At 68.9% G+C, this 17,059-nt stretch carries 14 protein-coding genes; 10 read left to right on the top strand and 4 right to left on the bottom strand.

The window, feature by feature from the left end; all coding sequences use genetic code 11:
- Positions 1-110 precede the first annotated feature (110 nt).
- Positions 111-1,055 carry a sensor histidine kinase gene (locus ACLJRM_RS04065; RefSeq protein ID WP_410662311.1) on the bottom strand — a complete coding sequence of 315 codons (945 nt, stop codon included), beginning with the start codon at positions 1,053-1,055 and terminating at the stop codon, positions 111-113.
- Positions 1,056-1,156: 101 nt separating this feature from the next.
- On the bottom strand, positions 1,157-1,816 hold the full coding sequence (locus ACLJRM_RS04060; protein ID WP_410662310.1) for a response regulator transcription factor: 660 nt from the start codon (positions 1,814-1,816) through the stop codon (positions 1,157-1,159).
- Between the two features lie 100 nt (positions 1,817-1,916).
- Between ACLJRM_RS04060 and mptB the strand changes: the two genes are divergently transcribed.
- From mptB to ACLJRM_RS04045, 3 genes are all read left to right on the top strand, one after another.
- On the top strand, positions 1,917-3,335 hold the full coding sequence (mptB, locus tag ACLJRM_RS04055) for a polyprenol phosphomannose-dependent alpha 1,6 mannosyltransferase MptB (RefSeq protein ID WP_410662309.1): 1,419 nt from the start codon (positions 1,917-1,919) through the stop codon (positions 3,333-3,335).
- Positions 3,336-3,350: 15 nt separating this feature from the next.
- Positions 3,351-4,445, top strand: coding sequence for a winged helix DNA-binding domain-containing protein (locus ACLJRM_RS04050; RefSeq protein ID WP_410662308.1), 1,095 nt, complete (start codon positions 3,351-3,353; stop codon positions 4,443-4,445).
- 339 nt (positions 4,446-4,784) lie between these two features.
- Positions 4,785-6,659 (top strand): Calx-beta domain-containing protein, encoded by a 1,875-nt coding sequence (locus tag ACLJRM_RS04045; RefSeq protein WP_410662307.1) that lies wholly within the window; start codon positions 4,785-4,787, stop codon positions 6,657-6,659.
- A gap of 53 nt (positions 6,660-6,712) precedes the next feature.
- Here the strand turns inward: ACLJRM_RS04045 and bla are convergent, their stop codons facing one another.
- Positions 6,713-7,627, bottom strand: a complete 915-nt coding sequence (gene bla / locus ACLJRM_RS04040) for a class A beta-lactamase (RefSeq protein WP_410662438.1) — start codon at positions 7,625-7,627, stop codon at positions 6,713-6,715.
- Positions 7,628-7,722: 95 nt separating this feature from the next.
- Here bla and ACLJRM_RS04035 point away from each other — a divergent pair, with 95 nt between their 5' ends.
- The 7 genes from ACLJRM_RS04035 to ACLJRM_RS04005 all read left to right on the top strand — a co-directional run bounded on the left by ACLJRM_RS04035 (position 7,723) and on the right by ACLJRM_RS04005 (position 15,679).
- Complete coding sequence (locus ACLJRM_RS04035; RefSeq protein WP_410662306.1) at positions 7,723-8,613, top strand: LysR family transcriptional regulator; 891 nt, start codon at positions 7,723-7,725, stop codon at positions 8,611-8,613.
- On the top strand, positions 8,610-9,512 hold the full coding sequence (locus tag ACLJRM_RS04030; RefSeq protein ID WP_101608408.1) for a serine hydrolase: 903 nt from the start codon (positions 8,610-8,612) through the stop codon (positions 9,510-9,512). Before ACLJRM_RS04035 ends, ACLJRM_RS04030 begins: the two co-directional genes overlap by 4 nt.
- Before the next feature lie 83 nt (positions 9,513-9,595).
- Positions 9,596-10,051, top strand: a complete 456-nt coding sequence (locus tag ACLJRM_RS04025) for a flavodoxin family protein (protein ID WP_410662305.1) — start codon at positions 9,596-9,598, stop codon at positions 10,049-10,051.
- A 42-nt stretch (positions 10,052-10,093) separates the two neighbouring features.
- Entirely contained in the window at positions 10,094-11,089 is a 996-nt protein-coding gene (gene ppk2 / locus ACLJRM_RS04020; RefSeq protein ID WP_410662304.1) for a polyphosphate kinase 2, read from the top strand.
- A 747-nt stretch (positions 11,090-11,836) separates the two neighbouring features.
- A complete protein-coding gene (locus ACLJRM_RS04015) occupies positions 11,837-12,637 on the top strand; it encodes a siderophore-interacting protein (RefSeq protein ID WP_410662303.1) in 801 nt (266 codons plus the stop codon).
- A 157-nt stretch (positions 12,638-12,794) separates the two neighbouring features.
- The gene (locus ACLJRM_RS04010; protein ID WP_410662302.1) at positions 12,795-14,555 is read left to right on the top strand and encodes an alpha/beta hydrolase; all 1,761 of its coding nucleotides are present in this window, start codon (positions 12,795-12,797) and stop codon (positions 14,553-14,555) included.
- 206 nt (positions 14,556-14,761) lie between these two features.
- Positions 14,762-15,679, top strand: coding sequence for a helix-turn-helix domain-containing protein (locus tag ACLJRM_RS04005; protein ID WP_410662301.1), 918 nt, complete (start codon positions 14,762-14,764; stop codon positions 15,677-15,679).
- On the opposite strand, the gene ACLJRM_RS04000 is transcribed toward ACLJRM_RS04005, so the two are convergent.
- Positions 15,664-16,941 (bottom strand): helix-turn-helix domain-containing protein, encoded by a 1,278-nt coding sequence (locus ACLJRM_RS04000; RefSeq protein WP_410662300.1) that lies wholly within the window; start codon positions 16,939-16,941, stop codon positions 15,664-15,666. The genes ACLJRM_RS04005 and ACLJRM_RS04000 overlap by 16 nt on opposite strands.
- Between the last annotated feature and the right edge of the window lie 118 nt (positions 16,942-17,059).

Raw genomic sequence — 17,059 nt, 5'->3', positions numbered from 1 at the left:
GTACCGGGACCTGATCGACGGACTCCCCGGCATCGCGACCAATCTGCTCGCAGATCGGCTCCGCGACCTCGAGTCCGTCGTCCGTACCGTTTTCGCCGCCTGACGGGGAATCAGGGCAGAACCACGTCGACCCGCAGGCCGCCGTCCTCGCCGGGGACAGCGGTCACCCGGCCGTGGTGCGCGGTGGCGATCGAGCGCACGATGGACAGTCCGAGGCCTGCTCCGTCGCGGTGGTTCGTGCGATCGGCGGTGAGGCGGCGGAAGGGCTGGAAGAGCGAGCCGACCGCTTCGGCGGGCACGCGCTCGCCGGAGTTGCGCACGCTCAGCGCGGGCTCGTCCCCGACGACCACCTCGACCCGGCCGCCCGGCCGGTTGTACTTGATCGCGTTGTGCACCAGGTTGGCGATCAGCCGTTCCAGCAGGACGGCCTCACCGGACACGATGCGCTCGGCGATCTCGCGGCGCAGGGTGAGCTCGTGCTCGGCCAGCCGCTCGTCGAACTGCGTGAGTACCGAGTCCACCAGTTCGTCCAGCCGCACCGGCACGCTGCCGGGCAGCCCGCGGTCCGCCTCGGCCAGCACGAGCAGTCCTTCGATCAGCCGCTCGTTGCGTTCGTTGACCACCAGAAGTTGCGCCGCCAGCCGCTGGACGTCGTCGCCCCCGCCGGTGACCATCGCGACCTCGGCGAGCGTCCTCTGCACCGCGAGCGGTGTACGCAGCTCGTGCGACGCGTTCGCCGCGAATCGGCGCTGTCCTTCGAAACCGGCCGCCACCCGGTCGAGCATCCTGTTCACCGCGTCCGCCAGCGCCCGTACTTCGCCGTCGGTCTGCTCCAGCCGCATGCGCTGGCCGAGGTTCTGCGGCCCCAGCAGCTCGACGGTGGCGGTGAGCTCGGGTAACGGCCGCAGCACCCACGACGCCACCGGACGCCGTAGCCAGATCAGGAGCACGGCCGTCGCGACGAGCGGCAGGCTCCACAAGAGCCCGCCCGCCACATCGGCGCAGCCGGTGTCCCGCGGGCAGAAGTCGTGGTCCGCAAAGGTCCCGAGCACCATGCCCGCCGACTTGGCGAGCGGGTAGCCCAGCAGCAGGAGCGCGAGCAGGGCACCGAGGAAAACCAGTTCGACTCGGCCTCGTATCGACGCCCGTGCCCGCCTCAGGTACCCAGCCGGTAGCCCGCGCCGGGCACCGTGTGGATCACCTGTGGTGCGCCGAGTTTCTTCCGCAACGTCATCACCGTGACCCGCACCGTGTTCGTGAACGGGTCGGCGTGTTCGTCCCATGCCTTCTCCAGCAGCTCTTCCGCGCTGACAGCCCGTCCCTCGGCCCGCAGCAACACTTCCAGGACGGCGAACTCCTTGGGAGACAACGGCAAGGGCCGCCCGTCCCGGGACGCGAACCGTTTCGCCGGGTCCAGTTCGACGCCGGCCCGGTCCAGCACCGGCGGCAGCGCCGGACGGGCTCGCCGGGCCAGCGCGTGCACCCGGGCGACGAGTTCGGCGAAGGCGAACGGCTTGGTGAGGTAGTCGTCCGCGCCGAGGCCGAGCCCGTCGACGCGGTCACGGATGCCCGCCGCGGCCGTGAGCATCAGCACGCGTGTCTCCCCGTCGCCTCCGGCGATCTTCCGGCAGACCTCGTCGCCGTGCACCAGCGGGAGGTCGCGGTCGAGCAGCACGACGTCGTACCGGTGGACCGCGACGCGTTCGAGCGCGGCATCGCCGTCGTAGCAGACGTCCACCGCCATGCCCAGGTGCCGCAGACCTTCGGTGATCGAGTCCGCCAGCATCCGTTCGTCTTCGGCCACGAGTACGCGCATCAACCATGCCCCACGTGCCTCAGTAGAAGGCCGGACGGATAAAGGCCCGATAAAAGCCGATCTTAACGGCCCGGGATCACCGGCTGGCTAGACCTGCCGCATGATCTTCGACGGAAAGAGCGTGGGGACGGCCGGGTCCGTGCTGATCTCGCTCGGTGCGTTCGGGGCTGGTGCGACCTTGCGGCACGGTCCCGTGCTGTCCGGGCACGTCCGGACTCTCGCCACCGCCGTGCTGTACCTCGGTCTCGTCGTGCTGCTGGTGACATGGGTCCGGTTAGGACACTCGACACGCGCGGGCCGGACGAGCGCTCGTGAGGTCGTGCGGACGGCCTGGCTGTGGTGCGTCCCGCTGTTGTGCGCGCCGCCGTTGTTCAGCACCGATCTGTACACCTATCTCGCGCAGGGTGCGGTGGCACACGCCGGCCTCGATCCGTACACGCACGTTCCCGCCGAGGTGCCCGGTCCGATCACCGCCAACGCCACCGGCGATTGGTCGTACATTTCGTCGCCGTACGGGCCGCTGCACCTCCTGATCGTGAAGAGCGTGCTCGCCGTGACCGGGGAGAACCTGGTCCTCGGTGCTTTCCTGACCCGGCTGGCGATGGCGGCAGGGTTGGCCTTGCTCTGTTTCGCGGTGCCTGTCCTGTGCCGGCATCTCGGTGCCCGGCCGGAAAATGCGCTGTGGCTGACGGTGGCGAATCCGCTGCTGGTGCTTTGCGTGGTTTCGGGCGGGCACAACGACTTGCTGATGGCCGGACTGCTCGCGGCAGGCACGGCGTTCGTGCTTTCTCATGCGCCGGTGGCCGGGTTCGCGGCGGCCGCGCTGGCCGCGGCGGTGAAGGTTCCCGCGGCTGTGGCGTTGCCGTTCCTGGTGTGGGTATGGGCGGCAAGGCGATCAGGCGGACCGGTTTCGCCGCGCGGTTTCTTCGTCGTGTGCGCGGCTGCGGTGTCCATTGTGGTCGCCACGTTCGGGTTGTGCACCGTCGTCGCCGGGGTCGATCTCGGCTGGATCCGGGCGCTGAGCGGGAATTCGCGGCTGGAACCCTGGCTGTCGATCCCGACCGCGTTCGGCAAGCTCGGCAGGGCGGTGCTGCCCGGCTCCGTGGACGCCGTCGCGGCGTGCCGGATCGCGGGCTGGGTCGCCCTCACCGTTTTGGTGACGTGGCTGTGGTGGCGTTCACGGGCGGGCGGTGCGGCGGCGGTCCGAGGAGCCGCGCTGGCGCTGCTGGCGACGGTAGTGCTGGCGCCGGTGGTCTTTCCCTGGTACTTCGCCTGGCCGTTGGTGCTCGGGGCGGCGGCCGCGTGGACGGTCCCGCGTATCGCGGTCGCGGCCGCCGTCTCGACGTGGCTCGTCGTGAGCACCCACCCCGACGGGGCGACGCTGCTGCCGCCCTGGGGATTCGCGGTGCTGGCGGTGGTTTCGGCGGGCGTCGGCGTGCTGACCGCGTATGGCCCGGAGAAGCGGACACGAACTGACCGCTTCTCCTGCGATAGTTTGTCGCAACCCCTTCGACGGTGAGGAATTCGTGACCCGATGACCGTATTGGACACCCGGGCGCTCAACCGGGCGACGCTGGCCCGGCAGCTGCTGCTCGATCGCGCCGACATGCCGGTCCTCGACGCCGTCGCGCACCTGTGCGGTCTGCAAGCGCAGGAGCCGCAGGAACCGTTCGTCGGGCTCTGGTCGCGGCTGCGCGCGTTCGACCCGGCGGCGCTCTCGGACCTGCTGACCGGTCGGCGGGTGGTGCGGACCCATCTCATGCGCCGCACCGTTCACCTCCTGACCGCGGAGGACGTCCTCGCCTGGCGTGCTCGCCACGATCCCATGCTCCTTCAGCGGGTTCTCGGGGTCTATCGCCGCGAGCTCGACGGGGTGGACCTCGACGAGCTCGCGGAAGCGGGCCGCGTGGTGCTGGCCGACGGCGAGCCCCGGTCGATGAGCGAACTCGCGCGGGCGGTGGCCGAACGCTGGCCGGAGCCGGGGACGCGGGCACTGGGGGAGGTACTGGTCGCCGCGCTCGTCCCGATGGTGCAGCTGCCGCCGCGCGGACTGTGGCGGACGAAGGCGGGAGTCCGCAACGCCATGGTGTCCTCCTGGTTGGGGCGCGACGTCGACCAGGCCTTTTCGGACGGTTCCGATCCGGTGGGCCAGGCGTTGGTCCGGCGTTATCTGGCCGCGTTCGGTCCCGCCGCCTCGGCCGATCTGCGTGCCTGGTGCGGCGTGGCCGGGTTGCCCGCCGCCGTGGCGGCGATGCGGGAAGAGCTGGTGTCCTTCCGCGACGAGCGCGGCCGGGAGCTGCTGGATCTGCCCGGCGCGCCACGTCCCGGCGCCGATATCCCCGCCCCGGTGCGGTTCCTGCCCGCGTTCGACAACGCGATCCTCGGCTACCACGACCGCGGCCGGATCATCGACGACGTCCACCGCGGGCTGTCGGTCGCCGGTGAACGCGTCGTCCTGGTCGACGGCCGGGTCGCCGCGAAGTGGACGGTCGTGGACGGCACTGTGGTCGTCACCCCGTTGCGGGAGCTCGCCCGCGCCGACCGCGCCGCGATCGCGGATCAGGGACAGGAACTGGCGTCGTTTCTCTCCGATAAGGACAGTGACCGCGTCGAAATCGTGTCTCGCTGAGATATCGGCGGGCGGACGGCGTTGCGACATTCGGTGAATACTCGCCGGTGAACTCCGGACGAACGCGATTTTCGTCCGGCGAGGTGATCACGGAAAACGCAGAAGTATCCGGCGCCTCTCACACCAAAGAGTGAGAGGCGCCGAAAGTCCTTCAACAGGACGGCGCAGTGCGGACATGGTCTGCGTAGCCCGCGTTCACGCCGATGACTCGTTGAGCGCCTTGACATACGGCGCTCCGGGTGACATCCGGGTCAGGCGCTAACGAAAAGCCGGGTATTCCGTCTTTCTCAGGCAACCCACAGGAAATCCGGCCGCCGCCGGTTCTCGAAAGGGAAGTCCATGACGCGAAGACCACTGCTCGTCGTTTTGACCGCCGTGACGGCGATGCTCGCCTCCACCGCGGTCGCCACCGCGGCCCCACCGGGGGTGGACCCGGCCACGGTCGATCTCACCCTCAACGCGGGGCAGAGCACGACCGTGACCAAGAACGTGACGACCTCGGCGGTGCCGCCGAACCCCGACCTGGTCCTGCTCGCGGACACCACGGGCAGCATGGGCGGCCCGATCGGCAACGTGCGGGCGAACGCCAACGCCATCACCGGTGACGTGCTCGCCGCGCAGCCGACCGCGCAATTCGGCGTCGCCGAGTACAAGGACTTCACCGACTCGGTGCCGTTCAAGGTCAATCAGGGCATCACCGGGAACACCGCTGCGGTCCAAACCGGCATCAACCAGTGGGCGGCGTCGGGCGGCGGCGACACGCCGGAAGCAAACCTGAACGCCCTGTTCCAGCTGGCCACCGGCGCGGTCACCTTCCGGCCGGACGGCACCCGCATCATCGCGTGGTTCGGCGACGCGCCGTCGCACGATCCGAGCGGCGGGCACACCCTGGCGCAGACCATCGCGGCACTGCAGGCGGCGAAGATCCGCGTGGTCGCCGTCAACGTCGGCGGCCTCGACGCCACCGGGCAGGCCAGCGCCATCACCTCGGCCACGGGTGGCGTGCTGCTGAACAACGTCCCCGCGGGCCAGGTTTCCCAGGCCATCCTGGACGGCATCAAGTCCATCGAGGTCACGGTGACCCCGACGGTGACCAGCTGCGATCCGGAGCTCACCGTCACGAACGTCCCCAGCAGCGTCAAGGTGACCAGCGGCGACGTCGCCACGTTCACCGAGACGATCGCGGCGTCGGCGAGCGCCGCTCCCGGCACCTACCACTGTGTGGTCGACTACCAGGTCGACGGCATTTCGCGCGGGTACATCGAGACCACGACCGTGCGCGTGTTCGGCTTGAGCATCAACGACGTGACGGTCAACGAAGGCTCGGGTGGAGCGCCGGTCCCGGCGACCTTCACGGTCTCGCTGCTCGGTGGCCCGAGCCCGAACCCGGTGACGGTCCAGTACTCGACGGCCAACGGCACCGCGACCGCGCCCGCCGACTACTCGACGGCGAGTGGCACGGTGACCTTCGCACCCGGCGAGACGACCAAACCGGTGACCGTCCAGGTCGTCCCGGACACCGTCGACGAGCCGAACGAGACGTTCACGGTGAACCTTTCGGCCCCGTCGGGTGCGGGCCTCGTCGATCCGATCGGTGTGGGCACGATCCTCGACGACGATCGTGACGGCGTCTTCTCCTGCACGGGAACGGCGGCGAACGTGCTCGGCGTGATCGTGGCCCAGGCGAACCCGGCGAACCTGCCTTGTGCCGACGACTCCCGCACCGTCGCGGCCGCGACGCTCAACGCGGGTCTGATCAAGGTGGACACCCAGGTGCTGACCGCGTCGACCGATCTCACGCCGGACAACCAGTCGGTGGCCCCGGCCGTGGGCGATCGCGCGCTGGCGTCGGCCAAGATCGACAAGACGGTGATCAGCACGCTCGGGCTGACCGTCGAACTCGGCGTGATCCAGTCGCAGGCCACGGCGACCTGTCAGCCGGCGCCGGGCGGTCTCGCCCCGGTCCTGGCGGGCAGTTCGAACGTCGCCTCGCTGAAGATCAACGGTCAGGCGATCACGGTGGGCTCGGCCCCGTTGACCATCCCTCTGGTCATCGGTTCGTTGAAGCTCAACGGCCAGACCGTGGCGAACGGCGTCGTGAAGCAGCAGGCCGTCGCGCTGGAAACCGTGCTCACGAAGATCGTGCTCGCGGAATCCCAGGCCGACGTGCACGGCACCGCCGCGCATCCGGCGGGCAACCCTTGCCGCCGCTGATCCGGTGAAGCCGGCCGGGGCGGACAGGAATTCTGTCCGCCCCGGCCGGTGCGTCAGGAAAGCGCCTTGACCGCCGCCGCCGTGGCCTCCGCGAGGAGCTTGTTGTCGATCTTGGCGTCCGCGGTGGCCCGGTCGGTCAGGACCGAGATGACGATCGGGGCCCGGTCCGGCGGCCACACGACACCGATGTCGTTGCGTGTTCCGTAGCCCGCCGTGCCGGTCTTGTCGGCGACCGGCCAGCCGGGGACCCCGGCGCGGATGTTCGTGTCGCCGGTGGTGTTGGCGCGCATGATGTCGACGAGAACCTTGCGTTTGTCCTCGGGAAGCGCGTCGCCGAGGGCGAAGGCGCGCAAGCTCACGGCGAGGGCGCGAGGAGTGCTCGTGTCCCGGAGATCACCCGGAGCGGTGTCGTTGAGCAAGGGTTCGATCCGGTCGGCGTGGCTCGTGGTGTCGCCGATCCCGCGCAGCACCGCGTTGAGGCCCTCGGGGCCGCCGAGTTCGCGGAAGAGCAGGTTGCCACCGGTGTTGTCGCTGTAGCGAAGGGTGGCGTCGATGACGGCGCGCAGCGGCATACCGGTCGCGACGTGCTTCTCGGTCACCGGCGAGTTGGAAACCAGGTCCTTTTGGCTGTAGGTGACCGTCCGGTCCAGATCGGCGAGTGGCGTCCGCTGCAGGACACCGCCCGCGGTGAACACCTTGTGCGTCGAGGCGTAGGCGAACCGCTCCTCGGAGCGGAAGGCGACCTCGCGGCCGGTCGCCGTGTCCACCGCGTACACCCCGAGCCTGGCGGTGAAGGCGCGTTCCAGCTGCTCGAAGTCGGCTCGCCCGTCCGCGGCGACCGGGGTGGCGGCGGGGGCGGCAGGCGGCTGCGCGGGAGCGGGAGTGGAACACGCGGCGAGTGACACGACCGAGAGCACCAGGAGCGCGGCTCGGCCTGTCCACCGGCGAGAAGTGACGGACACGGTGATTCCTTTCAAGATCGTTCGATGTCCGCAGTCTGGCCATCACCGTTCATGCTGTCCAAGACATGAATGACCTGTTCCATGCGAAAGCCGCATAGTATGTGGTCGTGGACTTGATCGGCAGCTGCCGGGCGTTCGTGAGCGTGAGTGAGGCCGGGACCTTCACCGCGGGAGCCGCGATCGCCCGCATCCCCCAACCGGTGGCGAGCCGTCGGATCGCCGCGCTGGAACGGCATTTCGGCGAGCGGCTGTTCGACCGCTCCACCCGGCGCGCCCGGCTCACCCCGTTCGGCAGGGACATGCTGCCGTCGGCGAAACGGCTGGTGACTTTGGCCGACGCCATGGAGCACGACGCGCAACGCGCCAAACTGCGCCCGCTGCGGCTCGCGATGCCGGAAACCTGCCCCACCCGCGAACTCGCGGAACTCGACGCGGCGGCGCGGGCGCTGGACGTCTTCCTGGAATTCCGGCAGGCCCCGCCGCGGGAACGGGCCGAACTCGTGCGCACCCAAGAGGTCCGCGCGGCTCTCACCGCCGTTCCCGCCGAAGAGGGCGTGTGGCGCGTCCCTCTCGGTGTCGCCGGTGGAGGCAGGCCGCGAACGGGTTCGTTCCACCTGGAAACACTGCGTGTCGGCCGGTCCGGCCGGACGCCCCGGCGGGTCTGGATCCAGCCGGAGGACGACGTCCCGCATCTCCGCGACCGCTTGTTCCGGATTCGCGACTCGGTGGGGTTGCGGCCGGCGCAGGTCGCCGTCGCCGATTCGCTCACCGCTGCCGCGGCGGCCGTGTACGGCTCGGACGATCTGCTGCTGTGTTCGACGGCCCAGGCCGTCGAACTCGGCCTGGCCTGGCAGCCCATCGGGGAGATCCGGCTCGCCCGCGGTTTCGAGATCACGGCGGGGCTCGGCGAGGACGCGCAGCGGCTCCGTGCACGATTGTGGTCCGACATCGCCCGGTGTCTCGGCGCGGACGAAACCGAGGAGACGACATGAACGCGGAAACGCTGCTTTCGCGGTTGCGCGCCGAACTGGACGACGGCGGGCTGCGGGGCTCTTTCCTGGTACGAGACCTGCGGACCGGGTACGAGATCGGCATCGACCCCGACCTGGAGTTCCCGAGCGCCTCGCTGGTGAAGATCCCACTCGCCGCGGCGACCCTGGAGCGGATCCGCCGGGGCGAACTCGACGGTTCGGCGCCGATCGACGTCCAGCCGGGCCGCGCCACCGCGCCCGGGCCGACCGGGCTGACCCGGTTCCGGCATCCGGCCAGGGTGGCGATCGATGACCTGCTCTACCTCAGCATGGCCATCAGCGACGAAACCGCGGCCGACACCCTCTTCGCGCTGACGTCGCCCGCCGAAGTCACCAGGATGACGCGCGACTGGGGAGTTCCCGGGATCACCGCGCGGCATTCGGTCGCGGACCTCAGCGACACGCCCGCGGAACGCTTCGACCCCACGGACGTCCACCTCGCGCACGCCCTCGCGATCAACGCGGGCACCGCGGGGCAAGGACATCCCGTTCCGCAGCTCGACGTCACGCGCGCGAGTTCCGGCTCGGCCCGCGCGTTCACGGGCCTGCTCGAAGCGCTGTGGACACCGTCCAAAGTGGACGACGAGGTGGCGTCGAGGGTGCGTGAACTGATGGGGCTCAACCTGTTGCGTCAACGGCTGAGTCCCGACTTCGTCTCCGACGCCACGAAATGGTCGTCGAAGACGGGCACGCTGCTGAACCTGCGGCACGAGGTCGGGGTGGTCGAACACGCCGACGGCGGCATCTACGCGATCGCCGCGCTGACCGAATCCCGGGTGCCCGCGGCGATCCAGCCGGAGGCCGAGGTGCTGATGGCCCGCGTGGCGCGGGCTCTGCGCGACCACCTGCGCGCGGGGTGAGGTGACGCACGACACGGCACTGGGTGTCACGGTCTCGGCCTCTGTCCGGTCCACAAGGAAAGGACCGCGAAGTGGAGGATCGGATGAAGGTCGTCATCGTGTGTGTTTCGGTGTCCCACGGCAATACGGAGAGGGTCGCCGAGGTCATGGCGGAGGTACTCGGCGCCCGCGTCGTCAGTCCCGAGGAGGTCGACCTCGCCGACCTCGATTCTTGCGACCTCGTGGGTTTCGGCTCGGGGATCTTCGGCATGGACTTCCATCCGCGGCTGAGCCGGTTCGTGCGGGAGATGCCGGAGAAGCTGGGACATAAGGCGTTCGTGTTCAGCACGAGCGGTCTTCCGGAGCCGCGGTTCCGGCGCTACACCGGGCGTCTGTCGCGGCTCCTCGGCCGGAAGGGGTTCGACGTGGTGGGCACCTTTTCGTGCCGGGGTTTCGACACCTGGCTCCCGTTCGAACTCGTCGGCGGGATCAGCAAGAACCGCCCTGGCTCGGACGATCTCGAAGCGGCGCGGCGCTTTGCCGAGAGCCTCGGCGGTTGATCGCCACGTTTGCGCGCCGCCGGACACGGGTATCAGCGGCATGTGCTCGACCCATCGCCTGATCTCGCCGCGCACTTCCCGGAACTGAGGGACCAACACCTCGTCGTCGATTACGAGGACGCCGACGACCCGGTGCTGCGCCGCCCGGACGGTTCCCCGATCGACACGTGGCGGGAGAACTATCCGCACCCGGCGCGGATGTCGCGCGAGGAATACGACGTGGTGAAACGGTCTTTGCAGATCGAACTGCTGAAGCTGCAGTACTGGATCAAGGCCACCGGCGGCCGCATGGTGATCCTGTTCGAAGGACGGGACGCGGCGGGCAAGGGCGGCACCATCAAGCGGTTCACCGAACATCTCAACCCGCGCGGCGCGAGGGTGGTGGCGCTGAGCAAACCCTCCGAGCGCGAACAGGGTGAGTGGTATTTCCAGCGGTACGCGAACCATCTGCCCACCGAGGGCGAGATCGTGCTGTTCGACCGGTCCTGGTACAACCGCGCCGGCGTCGAACGGGTGATGGGGTACTGCGCGGACGACCAGTACGAACGGTTCATGCGGCAGGCGCCGACCTTCGAGCGGATGCTCGTCGACGACGGGATCATCCTGGTGAAACTGTGGTTCTCGGTGTCGAAATCCGAGCAGCGCACCCGGTTCCTGATCCGGCAGGTCGACCCGGTGCGCCAGTGGAAGCTGAGTGCCAACGACGTCGAATCGCTGGACCACTGGGACGCCTACACCGAGGCGAAGGTCGCGATGTTCCGTTCCACCGACACGGAGATCGCGCCGTGGACGGTGGTCAAGAGCAACGACAAGAAACGCGCGCGCGTCGAGGCGATGCGCAGCGTGCTCGCGCGCGTCGACTACGCCGACAAGGACAAGGACACCGTCGGCGAGCCGGATCTGAAGGTGGTCGGCGCCGCGGCGACCCTCCTGGAGGAGGGGGAGGACGAAGCGTCGCTCAGTCCGACTCCGATCGCGCGGCTGGAGGGCCCCGATCACGGGCCGGGCCTGCATCCGGAATCGGACGAGTCTCCGTAGGCCGCGCTGTGCGTCCGGTGAGGCGTGGGTCCAGGTGGTCGTGAGTGGCGATTCGGGTTCTGGTGGACCTGCATTGCCTACCCACTGGATCCTGATGTCATCTCGGTGAGCTTGTAAACCTTGTTCTGGATGCCGATGTGGGCGAGTGGGGAGGATTTGAGACGTTCAACGTCCCAAATCCTCCCCACTCGGCTGCCGTCCGCGAGGTTGCGGGGGTGGCACGGTCTTGATCGACGGAGGATCGGGGACGTTGAGTGTCCCCGATCCTCCGTTGATCAAGTACCAAGACCAGAGCGACCCCTCGACGATGAAGGAATTGGGACGTTCAACGTCTCAATTCCTTCATCGTCAACGCCCGGCACACGCGTGAGCTCCACACTCGAACCTGCCGCGATGAGATTCCGGTGTCGTCGAACTCCGAGACCGGAGCGACCCCCTCGACTACCGCACCACACCTTCGCCCTGGGCACGCGTAGGTAGGCAAACACCGGCCCGCTCCAACCCGAATCGCCACTCACGACCACCCCGACCCAGTGCCCTCCGGCGCCGCGCTGCTGTCTACGGACCACGGTCCCGACCCACGCCTCACCGCCACCCCGGTCGCCCGGCAAACGTGAGCAACCCGCCCCCGCCAGCCGCGCAAGCCCTGGTCCGGACACCTCCCGCGCGCCGGTGAAAGCGAGTACCCAAGAACTGAGGAAATGCTCATAATAGTGTCATGACCTGCGAAAACATCTGGGGCACGAAGTGATCCCGCGCCTCCAGGCCCCGACCTCGCGCAAGATGATCACGCTCGAAGTGAAGAAGCGCGTCAGCCTGAGCCCGAACTTCGCGTCGGTCACCCTCGGCGGCCCGGCCTTGAAGGACCTCGTCGTGACCGGCGCGGATCAGACGGTGCGGCTGTTCTTCCCTCGCGAAGGTCAGCACCGCCTGCGGATGCCCACCTTCTCGAACGAGGCCTGGATGCCGCAGCTGTTGCTGCTGCCCAAGTCGGTCCGGCCCTGGGTGCGCACCCTCACCATCCGCCGGGCGAGGCCCGCCGACGACGAGGTCGACATCGAGTTCGCCCTCCACGGCAGTTCGCCGATGAGCGACTGGGTACGGCGGGTGAGGCCAGGGGATCCGGCCGGCATCTTCGACATGGGCACGACCTACCGGCCGCCGGACGACGTCGGCAGGCAGCTGATCGTCGCCGACGAGAGTGCTCTTCCCGCCGCGTTGGCGATTCTCGACGACGCCCCGGAATCCCTTGCCGCGGAAGTCTTCCTGGAAGTGCCCACCGCCGCCGACATCCGCCGGTACGAGAGCACCGACGGCGTCCGGATCCATTGGCTCGGCCGGGACGATCCGGGACGGCGTCCGGGAAGTCTCGCGCTCGAGGCGGTCCAGCAGGCGTCGCTGCCGCCCGGCCGGTTCTACACGTGGGTCGCGGGGGAGTCCCGCCTCGCGACAGCGGTGCGCCGCCACCTGGTGTCCGAGCGCGGCGCGGCTAAAGCGGACATCTCCTTCGCCGGATATTGGCGACACGGCTGGTCCAATCCCGGGTGAACCGGAGGTGTCGAGATCCTGCCATGTCGGGTATCCGCCATCTCCGGGCCGTGTAGGAAAGCTGATCACCGGTCTTTACTTCACGTACGGACGTCGGGGGCTCCTGTGGAAAGGGATCATGGTGATCAGTAGTACGAGAAAGACGCGGAGAGGCACGGTGGCGGTGATCGCCGGCGCCTTCCTGGCTTCGGGCCTGGTGCTGGCTCCCGCGGCGGGTGCGGCTCCCGCCGACCCGGACACCGCGGCGCTCGCGGGCGCGCTGACCAAGCAGGCCGTGGCCTGGGGCGAGTGCTCGTTCCCCTCGGTCGCCCCGGCGACGGAAGCCGCGCTGAAGAAGGTCAAGGGGCTGGCCTGCGCCACCGTCCAGGTGCCGCGTGACTGGCACAACCCGCAGGACGGCAACACCATCGGCGTCCGTGTCTCGAAGACCGCGACCGCGTACCCCGGCACGGGCCGCCAGGGCATCGCGCTGGTCAACCCGGGTGGACCCGGCGGCGAGGGCCTGCCGTGGGGTGCCGCGATGGCGATGCGCAGCCCGGTGCTGGCCTCGCAGTACGACTTCGTCGGCTTCGACCCGCGCGGCGTCGGTCAGAGCACCCCGCTGACCTGTACCTACACCGTCCCGGACAGTACGGATCAGAACGTGATCAGCCGGGCGAAGGTCGACGGCTGCCTGAAGAACCCGCTGACGAAGTTCATCACCACCGAGCAGACCGCGTACGACATGGACTTCATCCGTGTGCTGCTCAACGAGAAGAAGACCAGCTACATCGGTTACTCGTACGGCACGTGGCTCGGCACCTGGTACGCCACCACGTTCCCGAGCAAGGCGCACCGGTTCCTGCTCGACTCGTCGACCGACGCGAGCCGCTCGACGCTCGAGAAGACCTGGGACCTGCAGCCGCGCAGCCGTGACCGCCAGTTCCAGGAGGCCCTGCTGCCGTACATGGCGCGCAACGACGCCAAGTACAAGACGGGCACCGACCCGCTCGAGATCCGCCGAAACTGGGAGAAGGCCGGTGGCACCCGGGAGTTCGCGGGCATGCTCTACGCCGCCTGGTTCATCATCCCGGCGATGTACGACACCACGCAGTACCCGTCGGCCGCTTCGATGGTCGCCGCGCTGGCCAAGAAGCCCGCGACCACCGGAACCGACGCGGAGAAGCTCGAGCGGGTCGTCGCCGAGGCGCTGACCACGCCCGGCCTGACCGACGCGAACAAGGCGTTCCTGAACAAGGCCAAGGGCAACGCGCTGGAGGCCATCGCGAAGAAGGACTCGGTCGAGCGCAAGGCCTCCTACCAGGGCGGCGCCGAAGTCGAGACCTGGGACGCCGCGTTCGAGGCGATCCGCTGCCAGGACGGCCAGTGGAACCAGAACCTGCACTACTGGAATTTCTGGCAGGCCGACCTGACCGTGAACGCGCCCTTCATCGCGCCGATCATGGCTCAGTCGGGCGCCCCGCTCTGCGCGTTCTGGCAGACCACCAACGCCAAGCCTGCCCCGGACGCGAAGACGTTCCCGAAGCTGCTGATCGCGCAGACCGAACTGGACGCGGCCACGCCGTACGAGGGTGCGCTCGCCACCGCGAACGGCCTGCCGGGCGCCAAGATGATCAGCGTCGACAACGAAGGCAGCCACGGGATCTTCCCGTACAACACCGACTGCGTCGACGACCCGATCGTCGCCTACTTCCAGACCGGCCTCACGCCGAAGAAGAAGTTCACCGGCTGCCAGGGCCTGCCCCTGCCGGGTGAGGACAAGACGGTCGAGGTCGGCGGCAACCTCGGGCACGACGGGAAGATCAAGATCAAGATGATCACGCCCCAGGTGCGCAAGGCGAACGAGATCGTCCGTGAACTGCTCGAAGGCACCGCCACACCGGAGGCCGACGAGAAGGGGATGCCCGCCAACAGCTAGTCCCCGAAGGCGCTGAACGAGGCTCCCGCGAGCCGTACTGGTTCGCGGGAGTCTCTTCGGCGTGGATCTGTGATCCTTTCGTTACCGGTTCAGGCGCACGAACCCGGCGCTTTCCCCCTCAAGAACAGTGAGCGGAAACAGTGGTTCCGCGAGGCTTGACATCGATGTCAAGCGGTTGAGTCCTGGGGTGGGGGAGGAGAAGCGTCATGCTCGCCGAGTCGCGGGGCCTGTCGATGGAGGCCGAGCAGCTGTATCGGGCCATGCTGGACGGGCGCCCGATCACGCCCGGCGCCGAGCTGGCCGAGCTCGAGCGGTTCGGCCTGGTTCGAGCCGGTGCGGCCGGGGTCGAGGTGTGCCCGCCGAGGGCGGCGCTGTCGGCGTTCGCCGCACAGCACGAGGCCGCGGCCATCCGCGCACGGGAAGCGGCCGAGGTACTCGGTGCCGCGTACTCGTTGAGGACGGGCAGGGACGCGGACTTCGTCGAGGTGCTCCGCAGCCGGGACGAGGTGATCGCCACCTTCGAGGCCATGCAGACGCAGTCGGGCGTGGACATCGTCGCGCTGGACCCCGGGTCGTACATGAGCCCGAAACCCGAGGTGAGCACGGTGCAGCCGGGATCGATGGCGCGCGGCATCGGCTACCGCGTCGTCTACGACTCGTCCGTGCTCCAAGACGACGACGGCTTCGCCCAGGTGCAGTCGAGTATCGCCCTGGGGGAGCAGGCGAGGGTCTTCCCCAGACTGCCCCTGAAGCTGGTCATCGCCGACAGCAACCGCGCGCTGATCGCCGTCCCGAACTCCGACGCCGGTGACGTGCTGGCGCTGCTGATCCACCCGTCGATGCTGCTGAGCGCGTTGATCGAACTGTTCGAATCCTTCTGGCGGATGGCCGTACCGGTCCGGGCGGGCGGTCCGGACGACGCGGAGGCGGCACAGGAACCGACGCTCGCCACCCGCCGTCTGCTCGCCTTGCTGAGCGGGGGCATGACCGACGAGGCGATCGCCCGCGAGCTCGGCATCAGCGAACGCACGGTGCTCCGGCGGATCAGCCGGCTGCAGCAACTACTGGGCGCGCAGACCCGGTTCCAGCTCGGCGCGCAGGCGTCGCGTCAGCGCTGGCTCTGATCGTCCGAAGTGGACTCTTCCGGTGGGCGCGTGCCCAAGAGCTGGTGTGCCCGCAGGGTCATCTGGATCTCCAGGCGCTGCGCGGGATCCGCGAGGCGGTCGCCGAACAGGTCGCTCAGCTGGCTGACCCGGTAGCGCACCGTCTGCGGGTGGATGCCGAGCGCCTGCGCGATGTCCGGCGTGCTCCCGTTGTGCTCCAGCCAGGCCAGCAACGTCTCCGCGAGCCGGATCTGCTGTTTCACCGTCAAACCGGAGAACGGCGCGAGCACCTTGTTCGACACCTCGTCGAGCAGGAAGCGGTCGAGCAGGAGCCAATGGGTGGCGAGGTGGTCCGAAGTGCGGGTCACCGGCCGGTCTTCGAGCACACCTTGGCTCACCAGGTCGAGGGTGCTTCTGGCCCAGCGCAGTGAGTTCGCGGCGTCGGCGGGGTGGACCCGCGGGCCGACGGCGGCACGCCAGCCCGGCAGCCTGCCGTCGAGGCCGCGCAGATCGCGACCCGGATTCGGGGTGAGCAAACAGGGTTCGTTGCCCTCCAGATCGAGCAGGACGTCGTCGGGGACGCGCGGAGCGGGGATCTGGTGTTGTTCGGCGCGCGGGTCGAGCGCGACGACGCAGATCCATTCCGGCATCTCCCACTGCGCGGCCTTCGCCATCGTCGCGATGGTCGAGGGGGAGGACGGAGGAGTGGCGAGGAGCAGTTCGAGCAGCCGTCTCCGCCGCCGTTCGAGTGTGCCTGTCGCGGTCGCCTGCGCGAGGGTGTAGCCCTCCACCGAATGGGACGAGATCTCGTCCACGTAAGCGAAAATCGCCTCCGCGCCGATACAGAGGACGGCCGGGGGAAGACGATGTGCCTGGCCGAACTTCGCCACGTAGCGAAGCGCGGCGCGACCTCCGGCGCGATAAGCGGCCTGCAGCGTGTTCAGGCTTCCGCCGTCGCGATGCACGCGCTTGCCGACTTCGACGAACAGCCGCACCCAGTCGTCCGGGGGCGAACCGAGCCCTCCGATGCTGTCGATGCAGCTGACCACCGCCTGCTCGATCGCCCGCACGATGATCTTGCCGAACTCACCGTCCAGTGGTTTCCCGTACTCGGGGACGGCCTCTTGGATCTCTTCCAGGATCCGCCGCGCGAGCGGATCGGCGTGCGGCCGGAAACGCCGGGCCACCTCGGCGGGCAGTGAGCACCAGAGCAGTTGTGCCTGCCCCGCTCCTCGGGGCCGCGGGACGAGATCCCGTCCGGGATTCGTGGCCGTTCGGGTCATGGCTACTCCTTGCCGCACGACGACGTACGCGCACGACATGTACTCACACGGGTGAGGAAGTTGGCAACCGCCGTAGGGGGTTTATGTCGCCGGTACCAAGAAGGACGGCGGAAATTGT

The organism is Amycolatopsis sp. lyj-84 (genome assembly GCF_046549075.1).
Taxonomy (GTDB): Bacteria; Actinomycetota; Actinomycetes; order Mycobacteriales; family Pseudonocardiaceae; genus Amycolatopsis.
Note: the sequence above shows the minus strand (reverse complement) of the source record. Positions and strands in the feature narration are given on the sequence as shown.